18 protein-coding genes are annotated in these 20,905 nt (G+C 66.4%); 11 read left to right on the plus strand and 7 right to left on the minus strand.

Features of this window, described 5'->3' with window-relative positions; translation table 11 throughout:
- Window positions 1-6 precede the first annotated feature (6 nt).
- The 3 genes from OU11_RS01450 (at window position 7) to OU11_RS01460 (ending at window position 2,839) form a co-directional block, all read left to right on the plus strand.
- Window positions 7-1,032: a metal ABC transporter solute-binding protein, Zn/Mn family gene (locus tag OU11_RS01450; RefSeq protein ID WP_033514090.1), complete on the plus strand. Its 1,026-nt coding sequence runs from the start codon at window positions 7-9 to the stop codon at window positions 1,030-1,032.
- Window positions 1,033-1,127: 95 nt separating this feature from the next.
- Window positions 1,128-2,003 (plus strand): ABC transporter ATP-binding protein, encoded by an 876-nt coding sequence (locus OU11_RS01455; protein ID WP_033514091.1) that lies wholly within the window; start codon window positions 1,128-1,130, stop codon window positions 2,001-2,003.
- A complete protein-coding gene (locus OU11_RS01460) occupies window positions 2,000-2,839 on the plus strand; it encodes a metal ABC transporter permease (RefSeq protein WP_033514092.1) in 840 nt (279 codons plus the stop codon). The genes OU11_RS01455 and OU11_RS01460 overlap by 4 nt, the downstream gene beginning before the upstream one ends.
- A gap of 124 nt (window positions 2,840-2,963) precedes the next feature.
- On the opposite strand, the gene ispF is transcribed toward OU11_RS01460, so the two are convergent.
- The gene (ispF, locus tag OU11_RS01465) at window positions 2,964-3,440 is read right to left on the minus strand and encodes a 2-C-methyl-D-erythritol 2,4-cyclodiphosphate synthase (RefSeq protein ID WP_033514254.1); all 477 of its coding nucleotides are present in this window, start codon (window positions 3,438-3,440) and stop codon (window positions 2,964-2,966) included.
- 11 nt (window positions 3,441-3,451) lie between these two features.
- On the minus strand, window positions 3,452-4,048 hold the full coding sequence (locus OU11_RS01470; RefSeq protein WP_033514093.1) for a CarD family transcriptional regulator: 597 nt from the start codon (window positions 4,046-4,048) through the stop codon (window positions 3,452-3,454).
- A 126-nt stretch (window positions 4,049-4,174) separates the two neighbouring features.
- Here OU11_RS01470 and glgB point away from each other — a divergent pair, with 126 nt between their 5' ends.
- The 3 genes from glgB to OU11_RS01485 are packed head-to-tail and all read left to right on the plus strand — an operon-like array spanning window position 4,175 to window position 8,238.
- Window positions 4,175-6,421, plus strand: coding sequence for a 1,4-alpha-glucan branching protein GlgB (glgB, locus tag OU11_RS01475; RefSeq protein ID WP_033514094.1), 2,247 nt, complete (start codon window positions 4,175-4,177; stop codon window positions 6,419-6,421).
- 12 nt (window positions 6,422-6,433) lie between these two features.
- Window positions 6,434-7,159, plus strand: a complete 726-nt coding sequence (locus OU11_RS01480) for a response regulator transcription factor (protein ID WP_033514095.1) — start codon at window positions 6,434-6,436, stop codon at window positions 7,157-7,159.
- A gap of 38 nt (window positions 7,160-7,197) precedes the next feature.
- Window positions 7,198-8,238: a sensor histidine kinase gene (locus OU11_RS01485; RefSeq protein ID WP_188599663.1), complete on the plus strand. Its 1,041-nt coding sequence runs from the start codon at window positions 7,198-7,200 to the stop codon at window positions 8,236-8,238.
- Here the strand turns inward: OU11_RS01485 and OU11_RS01490 are convergent.
- Complete coding sequence (locus OU11_RS01490; RefSeq protein ID WP_161782750.1) at window positions 8,228-8,851, minus strand: ComF family protein; 624 nt, start codon at window positions 8,849-8,851, stop codon at window positions 8,228-8,230. The two genes, OU11_RS01485 and OU11_RS01490, sit on opposite strands and share 11 nt — an antisense overlap.
- A 113-nt stretch (window positions 8,852-8,964) precedes the next feature.
- A complete protein-coding gene (locus tag OU11_RS01495) occupies window positions 8,965-9,777 on the minus strand; it encodes an HAD-IIB family hydrolase (protein ID WP_033514098.1) in 813 nt (270 codons plus the stop codon).
- Between the two features lie 73 nt (window positions 9,778-9,850).
- Here OU11_RS01495 and OU11_RS01500 point away from each other — a divergent pair, with 73 nt between their 5' ends.
- On the plus strand, window positions 9,851-10,279 hold the full coding sequence (locus tag OU11_RS01500) for a metallopeptidase family protein (protein ID WP_033514099.1): 429 nt from the start codon (window positions 9,851-9,853) through the stop codon (window positions 10,277-10,279).
- Between the two features lie 20 nt (window positions 10,280-10,299).
- On the opposite strand, the gene OU11_RS01505 is transcribed toward OU11_RS01500, so the two are convergent.
- The 3 genes from OU11_RS01505 to OU11_RS01515 are packed head-to-tail and all read right to left on the minus strand — an operon-like array spanning window position 10,300 to window position 15,219.
- The gene (locus tag OU11_RS01505; protein ID WP_052122538.1) at window positions 10,300-11,841 is read right to left on the minus strand and encodes a DUF5719 family protein; all 1,542 of its coding nucleotides are present in this window, start codon (window positions 11,839-11,841) and stop codon (window positions 10,300-10,302) included.
- Window positions 11,838-14,888, minus strand: a complete 3,051-nt coding sequence (locus OU11_RS01510) for a glycosyltransferase family 2 protein (RefSeq protein WP_033514100.1) — start codon at window positions 14,886-14,888, stop codon at window positions 11,838-11,840. Before OU11_RS01510 ends, OU11_RS01505 begins: the two co-directional genes overlap by 4 nt.
- Before the next feature lie 31 nt (window positions 14,889-14,919).
- The gene (locus tag OU11_RS01515; RefSeq protein ID WP_033514101.1) at window positions 14,920-15,219 is read right to left on the minus strand and encodes a WhiB family transcriptional regulator; all 300 of its coding nucleotides are present in this window, start codon (window positions 15,217-15,219) and stop codon (window positions 14,920-14,922) included.
- 273 nt (window positions 15,220-15,492) lie between these two features.
- On the opposite strand from OU11_RS01515, the gene OU11_RS01520 reads away from it, so the two are divergent.
- The 4 genes from OU11_RS01520 (at window position 15,493) to OU11_RS01535 (ending at window position 20,837) form a co-directional block, all read left to right on the plus strand.
- Window positions 15,493-16,953 carry an LCP family protein gene (locus OU11_RS01520; RefSeq protein WP_033514102.1) on the plus strand — a complete coding sequence of 487 codons (1,461 nt, stop codon included), beginning with the start codon at window positions 15,493-15,495 and terminating at the stop codon, window positions 16,951-16,953.
- Window positions 16,954-17,078: 125 nt separating this feature from the next.
- Window positions 17,079-18,560 (plus strand): LCP family protein, encoded by a 1,482-nt coding sequence (locus OU11_RS01525; protein WP_033514103.1) that lies wholly within the window; start codon window positions 17,079-17,081, stop codon window positions 18,558-18,560.
- A gap of 97 nt (window positions 18,561-18,657) precedes the next feature.
- Window positions 18,658-20,478 carry an FtsK/SpoIIIE domain-containing protein gene (locus tag OU11_RS01530; RefSeq protein ID WP_152597030.1) on the plus strand — a complete coding sequence of 607 codons (1,821 nt, stop codon included), beginning with the start codon at window positions 18,658-18,660 and terminating at the stop codon, window positions 20,476-20,478.
- Between the two features lie 80 nt (window positions 20,479-20,558).
- On the plus strand, window positions 20,559-20,837 hold the full coding sequence (locus OU11_RS01535; RefSeq protein ID WP_003809589.1) for a WhiB family transcriptional regulator: 279 nt from the start codon (window positions 20,559-20,561) through the stop codon (window positions 20,835-20,837).
- Window positions 20,838-20,905: the final 68 nt, after the last annotated feature.

A 20,905-nucleotide genomic window follows, 5' to 3' on the forward strand; every position in this document is an offset into this window, starting at 1 on the left:
ACGGATATGAAGGGCGCAACACACCGTTGGGGCACAATCGCGGCGATCGCGGCCATATGCGGCATGGTCGCGGCCATGGGCGGATGCGGGCAGGACGGGCGGCAGGCGGACCCCGTGGAACCTTCGGCCGAACCCCAGGGCCCGATCAGCGTGGTCGCCTCGGTCAACCAGTGGGGGTCGTTGGCGGCGCAGATCGGCGGGGACGACGTCTCCGTCACCTCGATCGTGAACACGACGGCGGTGGACGCCCACGATTTCGAGCCACAGTCCTCCGATATGGCCGCGCTGCAGCAGGCGCAGGTAGTGGTCAGCAACGGTGCGGGATATGACGCCTGGGCCACGAAGAATCTGGGCCAGGGGACGGTGAGCGTGTCGGCCGCGGAGACCGTCGGCGCCTCCGAAGGCGACAATCCGCATCTGTGGTTCTCCAAGGACGCCCGCAACGGCATGGCCACCGAGCTGGCCGAGGCGTTCTCCAAGCTTCTGCCCGACAAGAAGGCCGATTTCCAGGAGAGGCTGGCGCAGTGGCAGGACCACGAGCAGGAGCTGGAGGATTCGATGGAGACGTTCTCCCGATCCCATCCGAACGTCACGTACGCGGCCACGGAATCGGTGGCCTACTATCTGATGAGCGATCTGGGGTTCGAGGACCTGACCCCGGAGGGCTATGCGCAGGCCGCCGCCAACGAGGCGGAGCCGGCGCCCGCCGACCTTCAGGAATTCCAGGACCTGATCGCCTCGCAGGGCGTCGACCTGCTGGTGGATAACACGCAGCAGGGCAGCGACGCCTCCGATATGATCACCGAGACCGCCGCGAACGCCGGCATGCCGGTATTCGATGTCAGTGAGCAGATGCCCGAGGAATTCGCCAATCCGACGGATTGGATCGCCGCATTGGTGGAGACGGTCGACGGTCTGCTGCCCGTGGACGAGCCCTCCGAGGATTCCTCCCCATCCGATTCGCAGAACGATTCCGATGCCGGGACCGAGGATGAGGCATCGGACAAGGACCCACAGGATTCCGATGAGTGAGCCGGCTCACGACCGTCACTATTGAGAATTATTGTCAATCTCATTTGGCATACTGAATCAGTCTTCACCATCATTGCCATTCAGGAGCGATCAGTATGCGTCAGCGCAATGCGCAGCCCGAACAGGATGCCCCCTGCGTGATCTTCCGCGAAGCCGCGATACGCCGGGGCGGCCGCATCATCTGGAGGGATGGCGACTTCGAGATTCCGATGGGCTCGGTCACCGCCATCGTAGGCACCAACGGCACCGGCAAAACCAGCATGATGAAGGCCGAACTCGGCCTGCTGCCCCTGGACCACGGCAGCATCCAGGTGCTGGGGCAACCCGCCGGCGCGGCGAACCAACGCATCGGATACGTGCCGCAAAGCTACACCTCGGATATCGATTCCAACCTGACCGCCGAGCAATCGGTGCTGCTCGGGCTGACCGGCACCATGTTCGGCATCCACATCGTCTCGCGCGCCGAACGCGCCAAAGCCAGGCAGGCCTTGGAATTCGTCGGCATCGCCGACCGTGCGGCATACCGGCTCTCCGAGCTTTCGGGAGGCCAGCGGCAGCGCGTCGCCATCGCGCAGGCGCTGGTCAGCGACCCGCTGCTGCTCATGCTCGACGAACCTCTGGCCAACCTCGACATGGCCAGCCAGCGTTCCGTGGTGGACGTGCTGGCCAAACTCAACCGCGAGATGGGCATGACCATACAGGTGGTGGCCCATGACATCAACATGCTGCTGCCGATCCTGACCGGCGCCGTGTACCTGCTGGACGGCCACCCCCATTACGCGGCGTTGGACAAGGTCCTCGACTCCGACCTGCTCACCCATCTGTACGGCACCAGCGTGCGCGTGGTCACCACCCCCCAGGGCGATATGTTCGTCACCCCCGGGAACGGGAGCGGCGAAGCCGTCCCGCAGCACACCCACGACGCAGCCGAGCTGGCGATGATGCACCACCATGAGGGAGGCTCCCGATGAACGGCATTTCGTTCGCCTTCGATCCGAACTGGCTGACCACCCTGTCCGCCCCGTTCATGGCCAACGCGTTCCTGGCCGGCCTGGCCATATCCCTGGCCGCCGGCGTGATGGGCTATTTCACCATCGCCCGGCACTCCACCTTCGCGGCGCACGCCCTGGCCCATATCGGTTTGCCCGGCGCCACCGGCGCGGCGCTGCTCGGCCTGCCGGTCTCGGCGGGGCTCGGCATCTTCGCGCTGGGCGGCGCGCTGGTGATCGGAGCGCTCGGCAAACGCGCCTCGCAGCGGGAGATCGCCACCGGCACCGTGCTGGCGTTCGCCACCGGTCTGGGTCTGTTCTTCTCCAGACTGTCCAGTTCGGCATCCCAACAGATGCAGTCCATTCTGTTCGGCTCGATCCTGACGATCTCAACCGGCCAGATCATCGGTTTCCTGCTGTTCGACGCCATCCTGCTGGCGGTTCTGGCCGTCATCTACCGCCCGCTGCTGTTCAGCTCCCTGGACGAACAGGTGGCCCAGGCCAAGGGCGTGCCCATCGGCGCCATGAACATCGTGTTCATGGCCATCATGGCCGGCGTCATCACCATCGCGGTGCCGGCGGTCGGGACCCTGCTCATCTTCGCGCTGGTCATCACCCCGGCGGCCACGGCCAACATCCTCGCGGCCTCACCGTTCAGGGCCATGGTCCTGGCCACGCTGCTGTGCCTGGTGGCCATCTGGGGAGGACTGGTGCTGTCCGCCATGTTCCCGGCCCCGCCCAGCTTCATCATCGTGGCACTGTCCACGGCGTTCTGGGCCATCGCCCGAGGCGTGGAGGCGCTGCGCAAACGCCGCTGATCCCGGCCGCGGGCCCGACCTCGTTGGGCTCACACCACGTCGGATCCGGCACGCCACACACGAACGGAAGGAGGCCGGCACGTTTCGGTGCCGGCCGCCTTCCGTCGATACGTCACTGCACCGTTCAGGCCTTCTCGGTCACCAATGCGTTGGCTATGGCCGCCAACCCCTCGCCGGTGCCCGTGAACCCCATGCCGTCGGTGGTGGTGGCCGTCAGGGACACGCGGCAGCCCACGGCGGCCGACAACGCGGCCTCGGCCTGGGCACGTCTGGGACCGATCTTGGGTCGATTGCCGATGACCACCACGCTGGCCGTCACCGGCGCGAACCCATGCGCGTCCAATTCCGAGACGACACGACGCAGCATGGCCTCGCCATGGCAACCCGCCCCCGCGGAATCGGCCCCCACGCCGAACAGGGAGCCGATATCCCCCAATCCCGCGGCGGACAACAGCGCATCGATCAATGCATGGACGGCGACATCGCCGTCCGAATCGCCCTCGATGCCGGCGCCATCCCAGGGAAGGCACGCCAGCCACAGGGGGCGATCCGATTCCGGATCGGCGAACCGGTGGGCGTCGAACCCCTGTCCGATGCGCATATCCGAGCCGCTCACTTCCGCTTGGACTTCTTGCCCTCGGCCTCCAGGCGGGCCAGCGTATCCTGCGCCGCCTCCTCGGGGGCCTCGGTGTGATGCCGCTCGTCGCCCGGCTGGGGCTGCTCGTAGCCCAGGTTGACGTCCAGCAGGCGCTGGGCCTCGGACTCCTCGATCTTCTCGGACAGCGCAATCTCGGAGGTCAGGATGCTGCGTGCACGGGTCAGCATGCGCTTCTCCCCCGCCGACAGGCCGTGCTCGTCCACATCGCGCTGAGCCAGATCGCGCACCACCTCGGCGATCTTGTTGACGTCGCCGGTGGCGATCTTCTCCACGTTCAGCTTGTACCGGCGCGACCAGTTCATCTCCTTCTCGACGATCGGCGTGCGCAGGATCTCGAACACCTTGGAGACCTCGTTCGCGTCGACGATGTCACGCACACCCACCTTCTTGACGTTGTCCACCGGCACGTTGATGACCAGACCGTCCGACGACAGCACCGACAGCTGCAGATATTCGCGGGTGACGCCCCGCACCGTCCGTTCGGTGACGGCCTCCACCTTCGCGGCCCCGTGACGCGGATAGACGACCATATCGCCGACCTTGTAACCCATGAATCCTCCGTGAATACGTACGCAAAAACTCGAATAATTATGCCGTATGGCGTGGACTCGTCCATTTTCCGATTATTTTCGACACATTGCCCCACTTATGGGCCGTTCCATGCGTACACTTTTGCTATGACCAATAACATCAACGAAGATATTGTCGCTGTACCCGTCAACCAGGGAGTGCTCGATTCGGTGAGCAACGCCGAGTTCTACAACCCCCATGAAGTGCTTGGTGGCCATCTGGGCATCGGCGCGCACGAGGATTGCGTCACCGTGCGCGTCCTGCGCCCGCTGGCCAAGACCGTCACCGTCATCACCCAGGATGGCGAGTACGAGGCGACCCACGAATATAACGGCGTATTCATGGCCATCGTTCCGGCCGCGAAGACCGATACGGGATATTCCGTGCCCGACTACCGCATCCGCACCTCCTACGAGGACGGCCCGACGATCGTCGAGGACGACCCGTACCGGTACCTGCCCACGATCGGCGAGATGGATACCTACCTGTTCGGCGAGGGGCGTCACGAGCGTCTTTGGGAGACCCTGGGCGCCCACGTCATGCGCTTCGACGATCCGATGGGCGGTGCCGACGGCACCGCCGGCGAGCAGATGGTCGGCACCGCGTTCTCGGTGTGGGCGCCGAACGCCCACGCCGTGCGTGTGGTCGGCAACTTCAACAGCTGGGACGGACGGCGTCACGCGATGCGCGAACTGGGCTCCTCCGGTGTGTGGGAGCTGTTCATCCCCGGCGTGCAGGCCGGCGAGATCTACAAGTACCAGATTCTCAACGCCAGCGGCGAATGGGTGATGAAGGCCGACCCGATGGAGCGTTCGCATGAGGTGCCGCCGCGCACCGGCTCCATCGTCGTCGAGTCGACGCATGCGTGGGATGACGACGAGTGGATGGAGCATCGCCGCACCACCAACCCCCATGACGGTCCGGTCAGCATCTACGAGGTCCATGCCGGCAGCTGGCGTCAGGGCCTGGACTACCGCGGGCTGGCCGACGAGCTGGTCGACTACGTCAGCCAGGAGGGCTTCACCCACGTGGAGTTCATGCCGCTGGCCGAGCACCCGTTCGCCGGATCCTGGGGCTATCAGGTCACCGGATACTATGCGGTCGATTCCCGCCAGGGCGGCCCGGACGATTTCAAGTACCTCGTCGACAAGCTGCATCAGGCAGGCATCGGCGTGATCATGGACTGGGTGCCCGCCCACTTCCCGAAGGACGGGTTCGCCCTTGGTCGCTTCGACGGCACCCCGCTGTACGAGGATCCCGACCCGATGCGCGGCGAGCACCCGGACTGGGGCACCTACGTGTTCAACTTCGGCCGTCGCGAGGTGCGCAACTTCCTGGTGGCCAACGCCTGCTTCTGGCTGGACGAATACCATATCGACGCCCTGCGCGTGGACGCCGTCTCCTCGATGCTGTACCTCGACTACAGCCGCGAACCCGGCCAGTGGCGTCCGAACATCTACGGCGGACGCGAGAACCTGGAGGCCATCGACTTCCTCAAGGAGGCCTGCGCCACCGCGTACAAGAACAACCCGGGCATCATGATGATCGCCGAGGAGTCCACCGCGTATCCGGGCATCACCGCGCCGACCGACGCCGGGGGCCTGGGATTCGGCCTGAAGTGGAACATGGGCTGGATGCACGACACGCTCCAGTACCTGCATGAATCCCCGATCAACCGCAAGTGGCACCATGGCGAGATCACGTTCTCGATGGTCTATGCCTATTCGGAGCATTACGTGCTGCCGATCAGCCACGACGAGGTCGTGTACGGCAAGGGCTCGCTGTTCGGCAAGATGCCGGGCGATGACTGGCAGCGCTATGCGGGCGTGCGCGCGCTGTTCGCCTACCAGTGGGCGCATCCGGGCAAGAACCTGACGTTCATGGGCAACGAGCTGGCCCAGTACGGCGAGTGGAACCACAACGCCTCGGTGGACTGGGACTGCCTGAACTGGGAGGAGCACCGCGGCGTGCAGCGTCTGGTCGCCGACCTCAACGCGCTGTACAAGGACTCCCCCGCCCTGTGGAGCCAGGACTTCGACCCGGCCGGCTTCCAGTGGCTCACCAGCGACGACGCCGACCACAACACGCTGAGCTTCATGCGCATCGGCAGGGACGGCGAGCAGATGGTGGTCGTGGTCAACTTCTCCGGCAACGCCTGGCAGGACTACCAGGTCCCGCTGCCCAAGGGCGGCCGCTGGCGCGAGGCGCTGACCACCGATGACGCCAAGTACGGCGGTTCGGACATCCACAACGGCACCTTCGAGGCCGTCGCCGGCGAATACCATTCGCGCGACTGGTCCGCGAAACTCACCATTCCGGCCCTCGGCGCTGTATTCTTGGTACCCGAGGACTGAAAGGCGGATCACATGCTCACCACGGCAGCACGACAGACGGCACCACACACGGTATTGGTGGTTGAGGACGAGCCCACGCTGGCCACGGCCATCGCCCAGCGCATCACGGCCGAAGGCTGGACGGTGCGCGTGGCCTCGGACGGGGCCAGCGCGGTCCAGGCCGCGTCCCAGCTGAAACCGGATCTGGTGATCATGGACATCATGCTGCCCGTCATGGACGGGCTGGAGGCGACCAAACGCATCGTCGCCGAACGGCCCGTCCCCATCCTGATCCTGACCGCGAGGGATGACGAAGCCGACAAGGTGACCGGACTGGGCGCCGGGGCCGACGACTACATGACCAAGCCGTTCTCGATGCGCGAGCTCATCGCCCGCTGCAAGGCGCTGCTGCGCCGCGTCGAGCGGGCCAAGGCCATCGCCAAGAACTCGGAGAACGAGAAGATCCTCGATTTCGGCTCGTTGGTCATCGATCCGGCGCAGCGCATCGTCACGTTGGACGGCGAGCCGGTCCATCTGACGCCCACCGAATTCGATCTGCTCGCCACGCTGGCACGCAAGCCCAAGTCCGTGCTGACCAGGGAGAAGCTGCTCGAAGAGGTGTGGGACTGGGTCGACGCCTCCGGCACGCGAACCGTCGACTCCCATGTCAAGGCGCTGCGTCACAAGCTGGGGTCGCAGACCATCCGCACGGTGCACGGCGTGGGCTATGCGTTCGAGCCACCGGAGCAGGACGAGTGAGCCCCGCGCACACCCCCAAGCAACCATTCAGGGCCGTTCTGCACACGGAACGGCCCATTGGTTTGCTGGACTCCCTGAAAACCGAGCTGGCCGTCATCATCACCTTCTCCACCGCCATCGCATTCGTCATGGCATGGTTCCTGCTCAAATTCGGCTGGAGTGGGTGGATTGCGATGCCGTTGACGCTCATCGTGGCGCTCGGCATCACCTATTTCTTCTCCCGGGGCCTGACCTCGCCGTTACGGCAGATGACGAACGCCGCCAAGGCCATGGCCGACGGCGACTACACGGTCCGGGTCGAAACCGGGACCGACAGCAACGACGAGGTGGGCCAGCTGGCGCGCTCCTTCAACGAGATGGCCGAGGAGCTGCAGCATGCCGACCAGATGCGGCGGGATATGGTCGCCAACGTCAGCCATGAGCTGCGCACCCCCGTCTCCGCGCTGCAGGCCATGGTGGAGAACATGGCGGACGGCATCGTGGAGCCGACACCGGCGAATCTGGAAAGCATCCTGAACCAGACGCACCGGCTCTCCGATCTCATCGCGTTCCTGCTGGACCTGTCGCGCATGGAGGCCGGGGCCGCGAGCCTTCAGATCGAATGGTTCGATTTCCACGACTTCATCGACGACACCGTGGAACCGCTGGAGATCGCGGACGGCGGACACGGGCACATCATCGACGTGCGCGTGCCCGACGACATCCGCGTGGAGGGCGACCAGGACCGCCTGCGCCAGCTGTTCACCAACGTCATCGCCAACGCGCTCAAGCACTCGGCCGATGGCACCGAGGTCCTCATCGAGACCCACGAGGATACGGAACACGGCATGATCGTGACCAATGTGGTCAACTACGGTTCCCAGATCCCGGAGCAGGCCCGTTCGGAGATCTTCCGCCGCTTCGTCAAAGGCAAGACGGGACCGGGCACCGAATCGGGCGGCACCGGACTCGGCTTGTCGATCGCCCGTTGGGCGGCCCAACTGCACGGCGGCACCGTGACGGTGGTCGACGATCCGCGTGGCGCCGACTTCGAGATCCGCCTGCCCAAATACCACATCGCGGACGACGTCATGGCGTAGCCTGATCCGACTGCGGCGTATACGCCAATGCCAGACAGGTCAGCACACGCAGGCCCGACTCGTTCAGCACCTCCACGCACTGCCGCATCGTCGATCCCGTCGTGACGATGTCGTCGACGACGACGGCGTCGGTGCCGGGGCATCGCCCGGCGTGTTCGACAAGGATCCGTCCACGGACGCGACCGGAACGCCGGCCGCCGTGCAGCTGCACCGCCCGGTCACGCACATGCCGCATCGTCAGCATCGGCACCACCGCCGCCTCGATGCCATGCCGGCGCAGGCCCTCGGCCACTGCCCGCGCCAACGTCAGCGTCTGCCAACGTCCACGCCGACGCAATGATGCGGATGACGAGGGGGCCGGCACCACCGCCACAGGACAACGGCAATGCCCGACCGAGGGGACCAGGTCGGCGGTCAGGGCCGCCATCGCCTCCGAGAACGGACCGTCGCATTCCTCGTCACGATGGTCCTTCCACGCCAGCACCGCATGCCGCGCCTCGCCGCGATACCACGCGCAGGCGTATCCCTCCCCCAGCCTCGTGCCCGGCATCGGGAACGGATGGGTCCCCGCGAACAGCGTCCGGCACCGCGGGCACAGCACGGCATCGGGCATGTCGCACCCCGCGCATCCGCGTGGAACCAACACGTCACGCACCATTCCCAACCATGCGGCCATCCCCATGGCCCCATATCATCACGGCACCGAGCAAACGGCAAACCGGCGTGTCAGCAGGACCGGGACAACGCCCCGATCAGGGCGTCGCACAGCCTGACCGTATCCTCCGGCCCCTCGACGCGCACCGCCAGGGCCCCCGCCGCCGCCGCCGGATAGTCGTTGCCGTCCGGGGTCATGCGGTCGCCCACGAACAGGATCGCACCAACCTCGATGCCCAAGGCCCCGGCCAGTTCGCGCACGGCGAACGCCTTGTCGTACCCGCGCAGGGAGACGTCGATGCTCGTCGTGCCCGCCGCCCGGACCTGCAGCTCGGGCAGGTCACGCGCCACGGCGTCCGCCAGCACGTTCTTCTTGGCGTTATCCGGATCCCACCGTTCGCGCACCTCGACGGGCGCCTGCTGCCCCAGCGCGGAGAAGGTGATCTGGCTGCCCCGGTCGTCGATGCGCGGACCCCACGCCTGGTCCTCCCACAGCCCCAATTCCCGGGCACGACGTTCCAATGAGGCGACGATGGCCCGCTTGGATTGGTCGTCGATGTCATGACTGTATGCGAGATCCCAGCGATCGCCGCCCCAACGGTAGTACCGGGTGCCGCTGGTGGGCATCAGATGCAGGTTCGTCCGGTCGGCGTCGTCCCCCAACATATCCAGCACCTGGCTGACCACCAGCCCGTACCGTCCGCCGGTGATGACCGCCACCGGCAGCAGCCGCGTCAACGCGGAGAACCGCTCCGCCATGGCGGGCTTCATCGGTTTGCGGGAACGCGCCAACGTGTTGTCCAGATCGAACGCCACCGCCCGTACCGACGCGCACACGGCGTCCACATCCACATCGCGCCATGAGGGAACCGCAACAGGGGCCACGCCGCCTCCTTTCCTCACCTGTATAGTTCAGTATCGTAGCGCAATGGCCGCGTCTTGGCATAAGGTGAAGGGTATGTTCCAACCGCCTTGGGAGACCCCCGTATACCGCAACCGCCATGGCCGGGGCATTCGCACGCCGATGTTCGGGGTGCGCATGCCCCGCTACCGGACCAGAAGCGGCATGTTCGACGACATGGTCGCCGCCCAAATCCGGCGGCTCAACGGTGCCTGGCCGGAGCTGATCGGCCCGTTGCAGTTCGCCGTCGAGGATGTGCCGCCCTCGGAACCCGCCCCGTGGGAGCCGCGCCGCAGCTGTTCGTCGCAGTGCTTCGCCGCGGGCCACGGCGTGCCGGCCCGTGTGGTGCTCTATCGCATGCCCATCCAGTCACGCTCGCGCAGCAAACTGGATATGCAGCTGATCATCCGCGACGAACTGGTGGGACGCATCGGCGAATTGTACGGCCGGCGACCCGAGGAGATCGACCCGGACTGGGGACTGTAGACCGCCCGACGAGCGCACGGTCAGCGCACGACCGCACGGCTTGGTTCCGACAGCACCGTCGCCCGCAACGGCGTCAACGCGGTGGATGGCAGGTTGGCCACGCCGGCGAGCCCCGCATCCTCCACATCCCCGTTGGTGACGCGTGCGCCCCAGACGATGGTCTGATGCGGATCGTCGAGCACCGCGATGGCGGCGTCCCCGTCCAGATCGTCCATCGGCACCCTGGCGGATGCTCCGGCGTCCAACGTCATATCCCGATCCGCCAGATGCTCTCCATCCGCCGCATAGGCGTGGATCGTCGCCTCCGCCGTCTGTTCCCCGGTGTTGTGCAGCGTCAGTTCGCCGTCGATGCCGGAAGGCAGCACCACGGCCGCGGATGCGGCGGGCGTACCGGGGTTGACCATCATGAAGTCGGACTGGCCGCCGTCCCCCGTGCGCCGCACATAGGCGGAGGCATGGGCCGGCGCCTCGGAATCGACGCGGACGCCCACCACGCGGTCGGGTGCCTCCCCCAGATCGAGCGACGTGACCTTGCCGGCTTCGACCGATTGCTCGACGGCCTGCGTGGTGCCGCGCGTCGTGATCCAGGAGACCGTCACGTCCGAATCCCGCTCGGGACGCACCAGAAGGCGTACCTCGTCCCCTGCATTCACCGATGGGAGCGTCAGCCGACGCTCGGCCGCACCTATCGGCAAGGCGTAGTCCGAACCGGCGGGGTCCAGACCGTCCATGGCCACGATCCGCACCACGGCGGATACCGGCGTATCGTCGCTGTCCAACGTCACGAACAGACCGTCGTGGCCCGAGGCGCCCGCGGCGAGATCCACGGAATTCTCCCCATGCGCCTCCACGGTCAGGGTGTTGCCCGTCGTCAGCGACACCGGTTCGCCGTCGGAGGAGCCCCAGACCTGCAGCGTCACCGCGGTGGCGATATCGGATGAGTTGGCCACGATCAGTTCCTGGGTGACGCCGCTGCGCGTGGCGGGCAGCAGGAACGATTGGTTCAGGGACGGCACCACGCAGCTTGCCGCCGACAATCCGCGCAGGTCGCCTTCCGTGGCCCAGGATGCGGTGGATCCGGAGGCCCCGGTGCCATCCTCGGACTCGGTCAACCCCGCGTCGAACAGACGCGGCCCGTCATCGACGACGCCGTCCAACGTCATCACGCCGTCGTCGCCGGGGGCCTCGTCCAGCTGTTCCGGCGTGACGTCCGCATCCTGGACGTTCGGCTCCACCTGCGCCAGATACACCGAGCCGAACGCCGCATATCGCGCGGAGGACGCGATGTCGCCGGCCGAAGTCTGGAATTCGCTGTCGCCATAGGTGTTCATGTCGGCAAGCGCCATGCGGCCGGCGCAATACTGTTCGATCTGCTCGGTGCTCACACTGAAGGATGAGGTGGACGCCCCCGCCCCGGCATCATCCACCAGCGACGACCAGGGCCGGCACACCCCCGCCACGGCCATCACGCCGATGAGCGCGGCGGCCGACACCGCGGCGAATGCCGCCTTCCCCGCAATCATGGCCTTTCCGGTACGGCTCGGACGACGCGTGTCGCTCATGCTTCCTCCCAATCGTAACGATGTGCCCTGGGCCAGGCCACCACGCAATACAGCACGATGACCACGGCCATGCACCACAGCCAGATCCGCCGCCACACGCTCGACTGGATCTCATGCTGGTGCGTCATATCGATGCCTTGCGTCAGCGGGTCGATCAGCGTGAGGCGGAAGTAGGTGCCCGCATCGTCGCCCGCCACGGACTGCACGCCGCCGGACGACATGATATTGGCAGTCAGGCGTTCGCTTGCACGTTCGCTGCCGGCGGTGTCGGCGGATACGTAGATGCCGCCGAAGCCCAGCGACGCGATGTCGGAGATCGCCTGCGCGTCGGCACCGACGAGCAGGCGCGCCGCGGCGGAGGCCAACAGGTCGTCCGACTCGTTGTGGATGCCGGAAACCCGCTGCGCCTGCCATGGCACGGAGACGTCGATGAGATCCCCGCTGCCGGTACGCATCGATGCGTACATGACATGCCTGTCGGAACGGGCGCTGAGCGCGAGGATGCGGTGGGCCGGGTCCTGTTCCAGATAGTCCACGGCCACCATCGGCAGACCTTCGCCCGACGCGGCGAGCCGCTCATCATCATGCCGCGTGATGCCATAACCTGACCATGCGCACACGCCCAGAGCCAGGACCGCGGCCAGTGCGGCCCGGCCGACGACGACGGCCTTCGCCCGGGCACCCATCGGATCGCCTTCGCGCAACGGGGCGAACCGCTTGACGGCCATGCCGGCCACAATGCAGGCGCAGGACAGCAGGCCGAGCACACCCATGGCCACGCCGGGCAGCACCGTGCCCGCGACGGCGCCGTCGGTCCGCGGCGACACGGCGATGCGGGAAGAGACCAGCGCCGTGACGGTTCCCGTCACCATCACCACCCACATCATCCGGGAGGCCCGCAGCGCGAACGGCAGCGCCAAGGAGACGACGGCGAGCACCGCCAGGACCGCGCAGACGCAGAGCGCCGCCAGACCGAGCGGCGAGAGCGCACCGAGACGCAGGACATCGCCCATGCCGAACGCCCGGCCCAACACCCCGAGCAGCGACAACGACCCGGGATCGCCGGCGGCCGACCCGCTCGATGTGGCGATGTCACCGAACAGCTGACGCCACGCGCCATCGGGGAAACGACGGATGACGTTGAGCAGCGTCGGCGCCAGCACAATCGCGGCGGGCAGCGGGATGAGCAGCAGCGTGGCCCGATGCCCGCGGACGAAGATCACGAAGGTCAGGAACGCGACCACCAACGGCAGCAGGAGCTGCGGTTCGGAGGCCAGCACCGGAATGAAGCACAGGGCCGAGGCGGCGGCGGATTGCACCGAGGCATGGGGACGCACCGGGTCCTCGGTCCGGTACATGCCCACGGCACGGAACGCGAATGCGAACGCCGCGGGCAGGAAGACCATCACCGTGAGCATGGACAGATTGCATGAGGCATACAGGCCCATGGCCAGCGAAAGGGCGAACCACAGCAGCGACGAGGTGATGCGCACGGCATCGGAACGGGTGAAGACGCCCGCCAGGGCCCAGAACGACAACACGCTCAGCGGAGCGGCAGCGAACAGCATCAGCGCCGTGGCCGCGGCGACATGACCGCCGGTGCACACCGACGCCGCCATCAGCACCAGCAGCCACGGGGTGGCCGGTGCCGGCGTGCCCGTGCCGGCGCCGAACGCCCAGGACGATGTGGCCGATTCGACCAGTTCGGAGAAGCCGGCGCTGGTCGAAGCCCACAGCGGGGAGGTCATCGAGGCGCCGCCGAATGCGGCGCGGAACACGGACCAGTGCATTCCCACCACCATGCCCAACGCCAGCAGAGCCGCGCACAGCACAATCGTCCACCGGCAGATGGTGCGACGCAGCAGATGCGCCCTGGCCAACGGATTGAGCACCACGGTGTCGCGCTGATCGTGGAACGCCTGGCTGCGGTCGTGCCATTGGGCGATCTGCTGCCTGTTCGCGGTCAATACGCCCAGACGGCTCAACGGCACCTTGCCCTGCCGCACCACGCGCCGACGGGCCTTCACCGCCGGCGACACCGAAGCGAGGGCTCGCCACGGCAGCGCCAGTTCACATAACGCCTCATACGGCTGCTTCCGGGACAGCCTGACGACGGCCATGACCACCGAGCGTATCAGTCTCCATAGCCACAGGAGCGGCCACCACAGCATCCGCACGTCGGTGTAGTAGAACCGCTGTTGCGCATCCAGCGCCCCCAATGCGGTGTTCGCGGCGTCGTCGTCCTCCAACGGCTCGCCGTCATGGGTGCGGATGCCTTCGAACCGTGCACGACGGTGCGCCACCTCCGCGGTCGGCACCACGACGACGCGGCCGCCTCCCAAACAGATGCGCCGGCACAGGTCGTCCGCCTCGGCGAAGCTGCCGAACCACGGATCGGTGCCGCCGAACGTGCGAATCGTGTGCAACGGCACCAGCGCGCCCGCCAGCGACACCGCGAACACGTCCCGACGCCCGTCATACTGTTCCTGATCCGGCTCGCCGTCCACCACCAGGGATTCAAGATGATGCTTGCCGGCGTATGAGCCGACGTTGTGCAGGTTCCGGCCGCTCCAATCCAGCTGCTTGGACCCCAGCAGCGAGGCGGTGGGCGTGTTGCGCCGGGCCTCCAGCAACGCCTCCAGGCAGGTGGGAGCCGGCCGGGAATCGTCATGCAACGTCCACAGCGCGGTGACGGAACGTTCCAGCCGCGCGTATTTCATCCCCTTGGTGACGGCGTCGAAGAACGACCGGGCGCCGGCCGCGCGCACGATCTGGATGCCCACCGTCCCCCGCGCATCCCCCTGTGGCACCGTGATCTCGGAGTGCACGGGCTGCCCGGTCCGACCGGTGCAGTCGGCCACCACAACCGTGCCGGGAAGGACGCTCTGCCCTAATACGGCCGACACCGTGTCGCCGAAGAACCGCAGGTCCTCCTCCACCGTGATGACGGCCGCCACCGAATGGTCGATGACCCGCTCCCCCAACGGCATGGCGGCCGCCTGTTCGGCCAGGATGTGCTGAATGTCGCTATTGCCCGTGGAAGTCATAGCACCAGTGTACGCAACGGCCACCCGCGCGTTACGCCCATCCGCGACGTTCCTTCTTGTAACGGCGACGTTCGCGCTCGCTCATGCCGCCCCAGATGCCGAACCGCTCATCATGCTCGATGGCCCATTCCAGACATTGCGCACGCACCTCGCACTGCGCGCACACGCGCTTGGCGTCACGCGTGGACCCGCCCTTTTCGGGGAAGAACGCCTCCGGATCGGTCTGCGAGCACAACGCCTTGTGCTGCCAGGACACGTCGTCCGTCGGATGGAACAGCCCCCACAACTCGGATAGCGGCTCGTCGGCGGATTCATCCATGACACCCCACATGATGCCCTCCTTGCCTCGGCCGTCAGAGAATTCAACCTTTTAAATTACACACATGTCACTTGCGGTTTGTCAAATCAAACCCCGTGTCAATACCGCACCTTTCGGGGACAATATGCTATATTGCCCTTCCGCACGCCGGCGGCGGACCGCATTCCGAGGGGATATTGCGCGGTATGGTACCGTTTCAGGGTATTTCTCAAGAAGATGGCTTACAATCTATCCCGTTCGTTCTCCGTGTGACTTCGACGCACGGACCGACAGGAAGGCGACAACGTGGCATCACACCGCAGAGTCAAGCGCAGGACACCGAACATCGCCGGCACACGCGTCCGGCCTCGGCACGGCACAGCATACCGCGTCGCGCATGCCGTCAGGACGACGCTGGTCTGCATGGTGCTGGCCGCGCTGGTGTTCATCGGGACCGCGGCCGCAGCCACCCTCATCGACATCAACCATGCGATCGACCAACGCTCCTTCTCGCTCCTGCCCCAGGCCTCCGGAGACCGGCAGGAGGAGAGCCTGATCGACCCCAACGCCGGGCAGACCGTCAATATCCTCATCATGGGACAGGACACGCGCGAGGGCGACAACGCGTCGCTCGCCTCCAGCGACGCCTCCACCGCGAACATCCATAACGCGGACACCACGATTGTCGCGCAGATCGCCGCCGACCGCTCGTACATCAATCTGGTGTCCATCCCGCGCGACTCGATGGTCGACGTCCCCAGCTGCACGACCACGGGCGGCACGATCCCCGCGCAATACTACGTCCAGTTCAATTCGATCTTCGCCACCGCCTACGCCTACGGCGGCGATCTGGCATCGGCCGCCGGCTGCACGATCAACGCGGTCAACGCGCTCACCGGACTGGACATCCAGGAAGCCGTGGTGGTGGACTTCCAAGGGCTCAGCAGCATGATCGACGCGTTGGGAGGCGTGGACATCTGCATCCCCCTCGACGTGCAGGACACCTACACCGGGCTCAATCTCCAGCGCGGCATGCAGCATCTCGACGGCGTTCAGGCCACCCAGTACGCCCGCATGCGCCACGGCACCAACACCGACGGCTCCGACGTGATGCGCACCACCCGGCAGCAATACCTCATCAAGGCGTTGCTCAACGAGGCGCTCAGCAAGAACCTGTTCACCGACACCGCACAGCTGTACCAGCTCGCACGCTCGGCCATCGACTCGCTGAATCTGAGCGCCGGCCTTGCCGACGCGGCGACCCTCGCCGGCCTGGCCATGAGCCTGAAGGATCTGGATTCCTCCAACCTGTTCGCCCAGACGGTGCCGGTGACGACCGACCCCCAGAATCCGGCGGCACGCGTCGTGTGGGCGTCCGACGCCGACGAGGTCTGGCAGAAGCTGCGCAACGGGCAGCCGCTGAACGCCACGGATGCGGATGCCGACGAGAACGCCGAGAACGGCGCCGAGACGCAGGATCCGACCGGAACGACGGACCAGACCATATCCGGCGACACTCTTGACGGCACCGACGGTTCCGCATCCGCCGACGGCACGACGGCCACGGAACCGCTGCCCGATCCCGATCCGAACACCGGGCTGATCACCGTGACCGATCCCGTCACCTTGCAGGAGACGCTCATCGATCCGGTGACCGGCGGCACCGTCGACCCGCAGGACGGTTCCATCGTCGACCCGGTCACCGGACAGTACATCGGCGTGGCCGACCGCTACCTGATGTTCACCGTATGCGGCGTCACCTCATGATCGTATGACGCCGCCCTGCAGGAACGGCACGATAATGTGCCGTTCCTGCAGAGGATTGCTCACCGGTTCACGCGAAAGGCCCCCTACCGTGTAAAAACGACTGGAGACCGAGCATTGGAGGAAGTATGGCCGCTGAACCGGAAGACATGGGCTCGCAGGGCGTCCCGCCGAGTTTCGTCCCGTCGGGCAAGCGGCAACGCCGCACCTCCCGCACGGCGAACAATCCGATGAACGCGGCGTCCGACAACCCTGCGGGCATCCCGGCGCAGGCCGTCTCCCCGCAGTCCGCACAGCAGCAGTCTGCGGCACAGCAGTCCGCACCGCAACAGTCCACGGTCCCTCCCAGCTTCATCCCCGCGGCGCGACGTCGTTCGACGACGCCGTCCGCAGCGTCATCCGCATCCGCGGTCAACGCCGCGGAATCCCCCGTCGCGACCCCCGCCCGCAAAAGCGGACAGGCCGCGCAGGACATCCCGCAGAGTTTCCAGCCGGCGCAACGCCCCATCCGACGCACCTCCGGTTCGTCGCGCACCGCCCCGGCACAGCGTCCCGTAACCCCGGGAACGACTCCCGTCGCGCCGTACGACACCCGCTCGGCCATGCCGCGTGCCGGCACCGTCCCGTTCGCCAACGGCACCGCTGCGGGCGCCGCCGTCCGAACGCCGAAACGTCGCCATATCGGGCGCATCATCATCGCCGTGCTGCTGTCGATCGTACTGCTTGCGGCATTGGGGACCTTCGGCGTCTGGAACTGGATCGACGGCAAACTCGTCAAGGCGCCGTGGCTGACCGACCGCGCCGACACCCCCGCCTCCACCTGGCTGGTGCTGGGTTCCGACGAACGTGAGGGCGGCGACAGCGACATCACCGGCTCCCGTTCCGACACCATACTGGTGCTGACCAAGCCCGAGCAGGGGGCCAGCTCGCTGATCTCGATCCCCCGCGATTCTCTGGTGTCCGTGGAGGGCTACTCCATGAAGATCAACGCCGTCGGCGAACTGTACGACAACCGCACCATGGTGTCCGCCGTCGAGCAGATCACCGGGCAGAAGATCGACCACGTCGCCCAGATCAAGTTCAACGGCTTGACGGCGGTGGTGGACGCCTTGGGCGGCATCGAGCTGTGCTATGACAACGACGTCAGCGACCCCTACTCCGGATTGGAATGGCAGGCCGGCTGCCATATGGCCGACGGCACCACCGCCTTGGCGTTCTCCCGCATGCGCTACGCGGATGTCAACGGCGACTTCGGGCGAGGCGAACGCCAACGGCAGGTCATCGGCGCCATCATGAAGAAGGGATTGTCGTCCGAGACGCTTTCCAACCCCGGAACCATCATGTCCGTGGCGGATACGACGCTGAACGCCGTCACCGTGGATGAGAGCACGAATCCCTACACGCTGCTGACGATGGCGCTGGCGTTCCGTGACGCCACCGGCGAGAACGGCGTCACCGGATCGGTGTACTGGATCGACCCGGGCTATTACGTCGACGGCGTGGGCTCGAGCGTGCTGCTCGACGACCAGCGCAACCTGGACCTGTTCTCGCAGCTGGCTGACGGATCGCATGCCCCGGGCACCGTCGGCACGCTGGCCGAAAGCCAGTGACGCGCACGACACGCCATCGACACGCCATCGCCAACCCTTCGACCACATCCCCGTTCCCCGCTTGACCACGGAGCCTTGGCGTCCCCACACTGGACCCATGAAGGGGATATCGCATCATGCACGCGCACGTCGCCAACCCGGACGGGATTGGGCCCGTGGCCTGACCTTGCTCGCGGCCGTGACGCCCGCCGTCGCGCAGCTGGTGCTGTTGGCCGCCATGGCCGCCGAACGGCGCTGGATGTTCGTGCTGATGATCGTTCCCGGATTGGCGGGCTGCCTGGCCTCCCTGTTGGCGATGATCGCGCGGGGACGAGCCGCACCTCCCCCGGAACACCGGCAGGCCGCGGACCCCGGCCACCGCACGGCGGATGATTTCGCGGCGCTGCCGGAACTGTCCATGACAGCCGTGCTGGGGCTCGACGAGGACCCGCTGATGTGGAGAACGATTGCGTTCCGCTGGCTTTCCGAACCGAGCACGCGTGTCCCCGTCGGCACCTGTCCGGGCGGCATCGCCACACTGGATATCGTGGCGCAGGGCCCCCACGCCCTGGTGGCGGGCACCACCGGCTCCGGCAAATCGGTGCTGCTGCAGAACTGGTGTCTGGCGCTGGCGGCGCGCAATCCGCCGCAACGGTTGCACTTCGTGCTGCTCGATTTCAAAGGCGGTTCCGCGTTCAATCCGCTCCGGGGACTGCCCCATACCGTCGGCGCCGTCGACGATCTGGACACCGCCCACGCGCTGCGGGCGATCATCGCGTTGGAACGTGAGCTGAAGCGACGGGAGCGTCTGGCGGCGCAGGCCAACGCCGCATCGATTGCGACGATGCAGGAGCCGCTGCCGCTCCTCGTCATCGTCATCGACGAGTTTCACGCCCTCCGCCAACAGTTGCCGGACGCCATCGAACGGCTCACGCACATCGCCTCGCTCGGCCGTTCGCTCGGCATGCACGTCATCGCCTGCACGCAACACCCGATGGGGCAGGTCCACGCCGACATGAAATCGAATATGGCGCTCAACCTCTGCCTGCGCGTACGGGACGGTCTGCAATCCACGGAGCTGATTGGGAACCCCGCCGCGGCCTCGATCAGTCCGGCCCTGCCGGGCGCCCTATACTGCTATGACGGCGAAGACGTCACCCCCATCCGATGCTGCGCCCCCGTGCAGGGGACGGCGCTGGTGGATGCCGTCACCTTGGCGGGACGGTTTCTGGGAGCTTCGGCGGAACCGCTGTTCACGCCTCCGTTACCGACGCGGATCACCACGGAGAACTATGCCGGCGACGGGCGGCAGATCCCCTTCGCCGTAGCCGATGACGGGGTGCGGTTCCATGACGTCACGCCTCTGCCGGCGACGGGCGGTATCGCGATCATCGGCGGGAAGGGGCGAGGGAAAAGCACCGCGCTGCGGATGCTGGCCGAGCTCTGGCGCCGCCGGCCGCGCACACTGGTCACGGTGTCGCTGCGCCACGGCGAGACCTACGCCTCGGCGTCCCTGGCGCCGCCCATCCCCCATCCACCGTCGGCGGACTCGCCACACGGACGCACGGCCATGCACACGGCATGGCTGGTCGACGATGCGGATGCATTGTTCGACCCGTTCTGCGGCGATCCGCTTGCGGAACGGATGAATCTGACGGCACGCCGGAACAACACCACCGTGGTCGTGGCCTTGGAACAGGCGCAGCATCTTCGACGTCCCGAATGGTTCCGCACCAGACTCATCTTCCCGACCGGGGACAGGGCCACCGATCTGATGAGCGGGATCCCCTCGGAGCTGCTCAACCGGTTCGGGCACGAGGAGCTGACCACACCCGGACGCGGCGTGTTGCTGGAGCCGGGGCGCGCCACCATCCTGCAATGCGTGCTACCCGAGACGACCTTCACCAAGCCTGCGTTTTTCCATGGTGAAACCTCTTGAAAAAACGGTGATTTCGTGGTTATCTGAATAGTGCTTGGTACGAAACGTCGGACAATGCGATTGAGGAGTGCGAGGACATTATGAGCAGTGCTTTTGACTGGCGGGCCAAGGCCGCATGCCGAGACAAGGACCCCGAGCTGTTCTTCCCCGTCGGCAACACCGGTGCGGCCTATCAGCAGATCGAGGAGGCCAAGGCCGTGTGCCGTACGTGCAAGGTCATCGACGCCTGCCTCAAGTGCGCGCTGGACACCAATCAGGATTACGGCGTGTGGGGCGGTCTGAGCGAGGACGAGCGCCGGGCGCTCAAGCGTCGGGCGATGCGTGCGCGCCGCTCCCAGGCCATGCAGATGCAGGTGTGAGCCGTATCGACCGGTCCTTACCGTGAGGAGGGCCTTCCGCCGCCGCGGAAGGCCCTCCTTTTTGCGTC

The sequence above is a fragment of the Bifidobacterium pullorum DSM 20433 genome, assembly GCF_000771405.1.
Lineage (GTDB): Bacteria > Actinomycetota > Actinomycetes > Actinomycetales > Bifidobacteriaceae > Bifidobacterium > Bifidobacterium pullorum.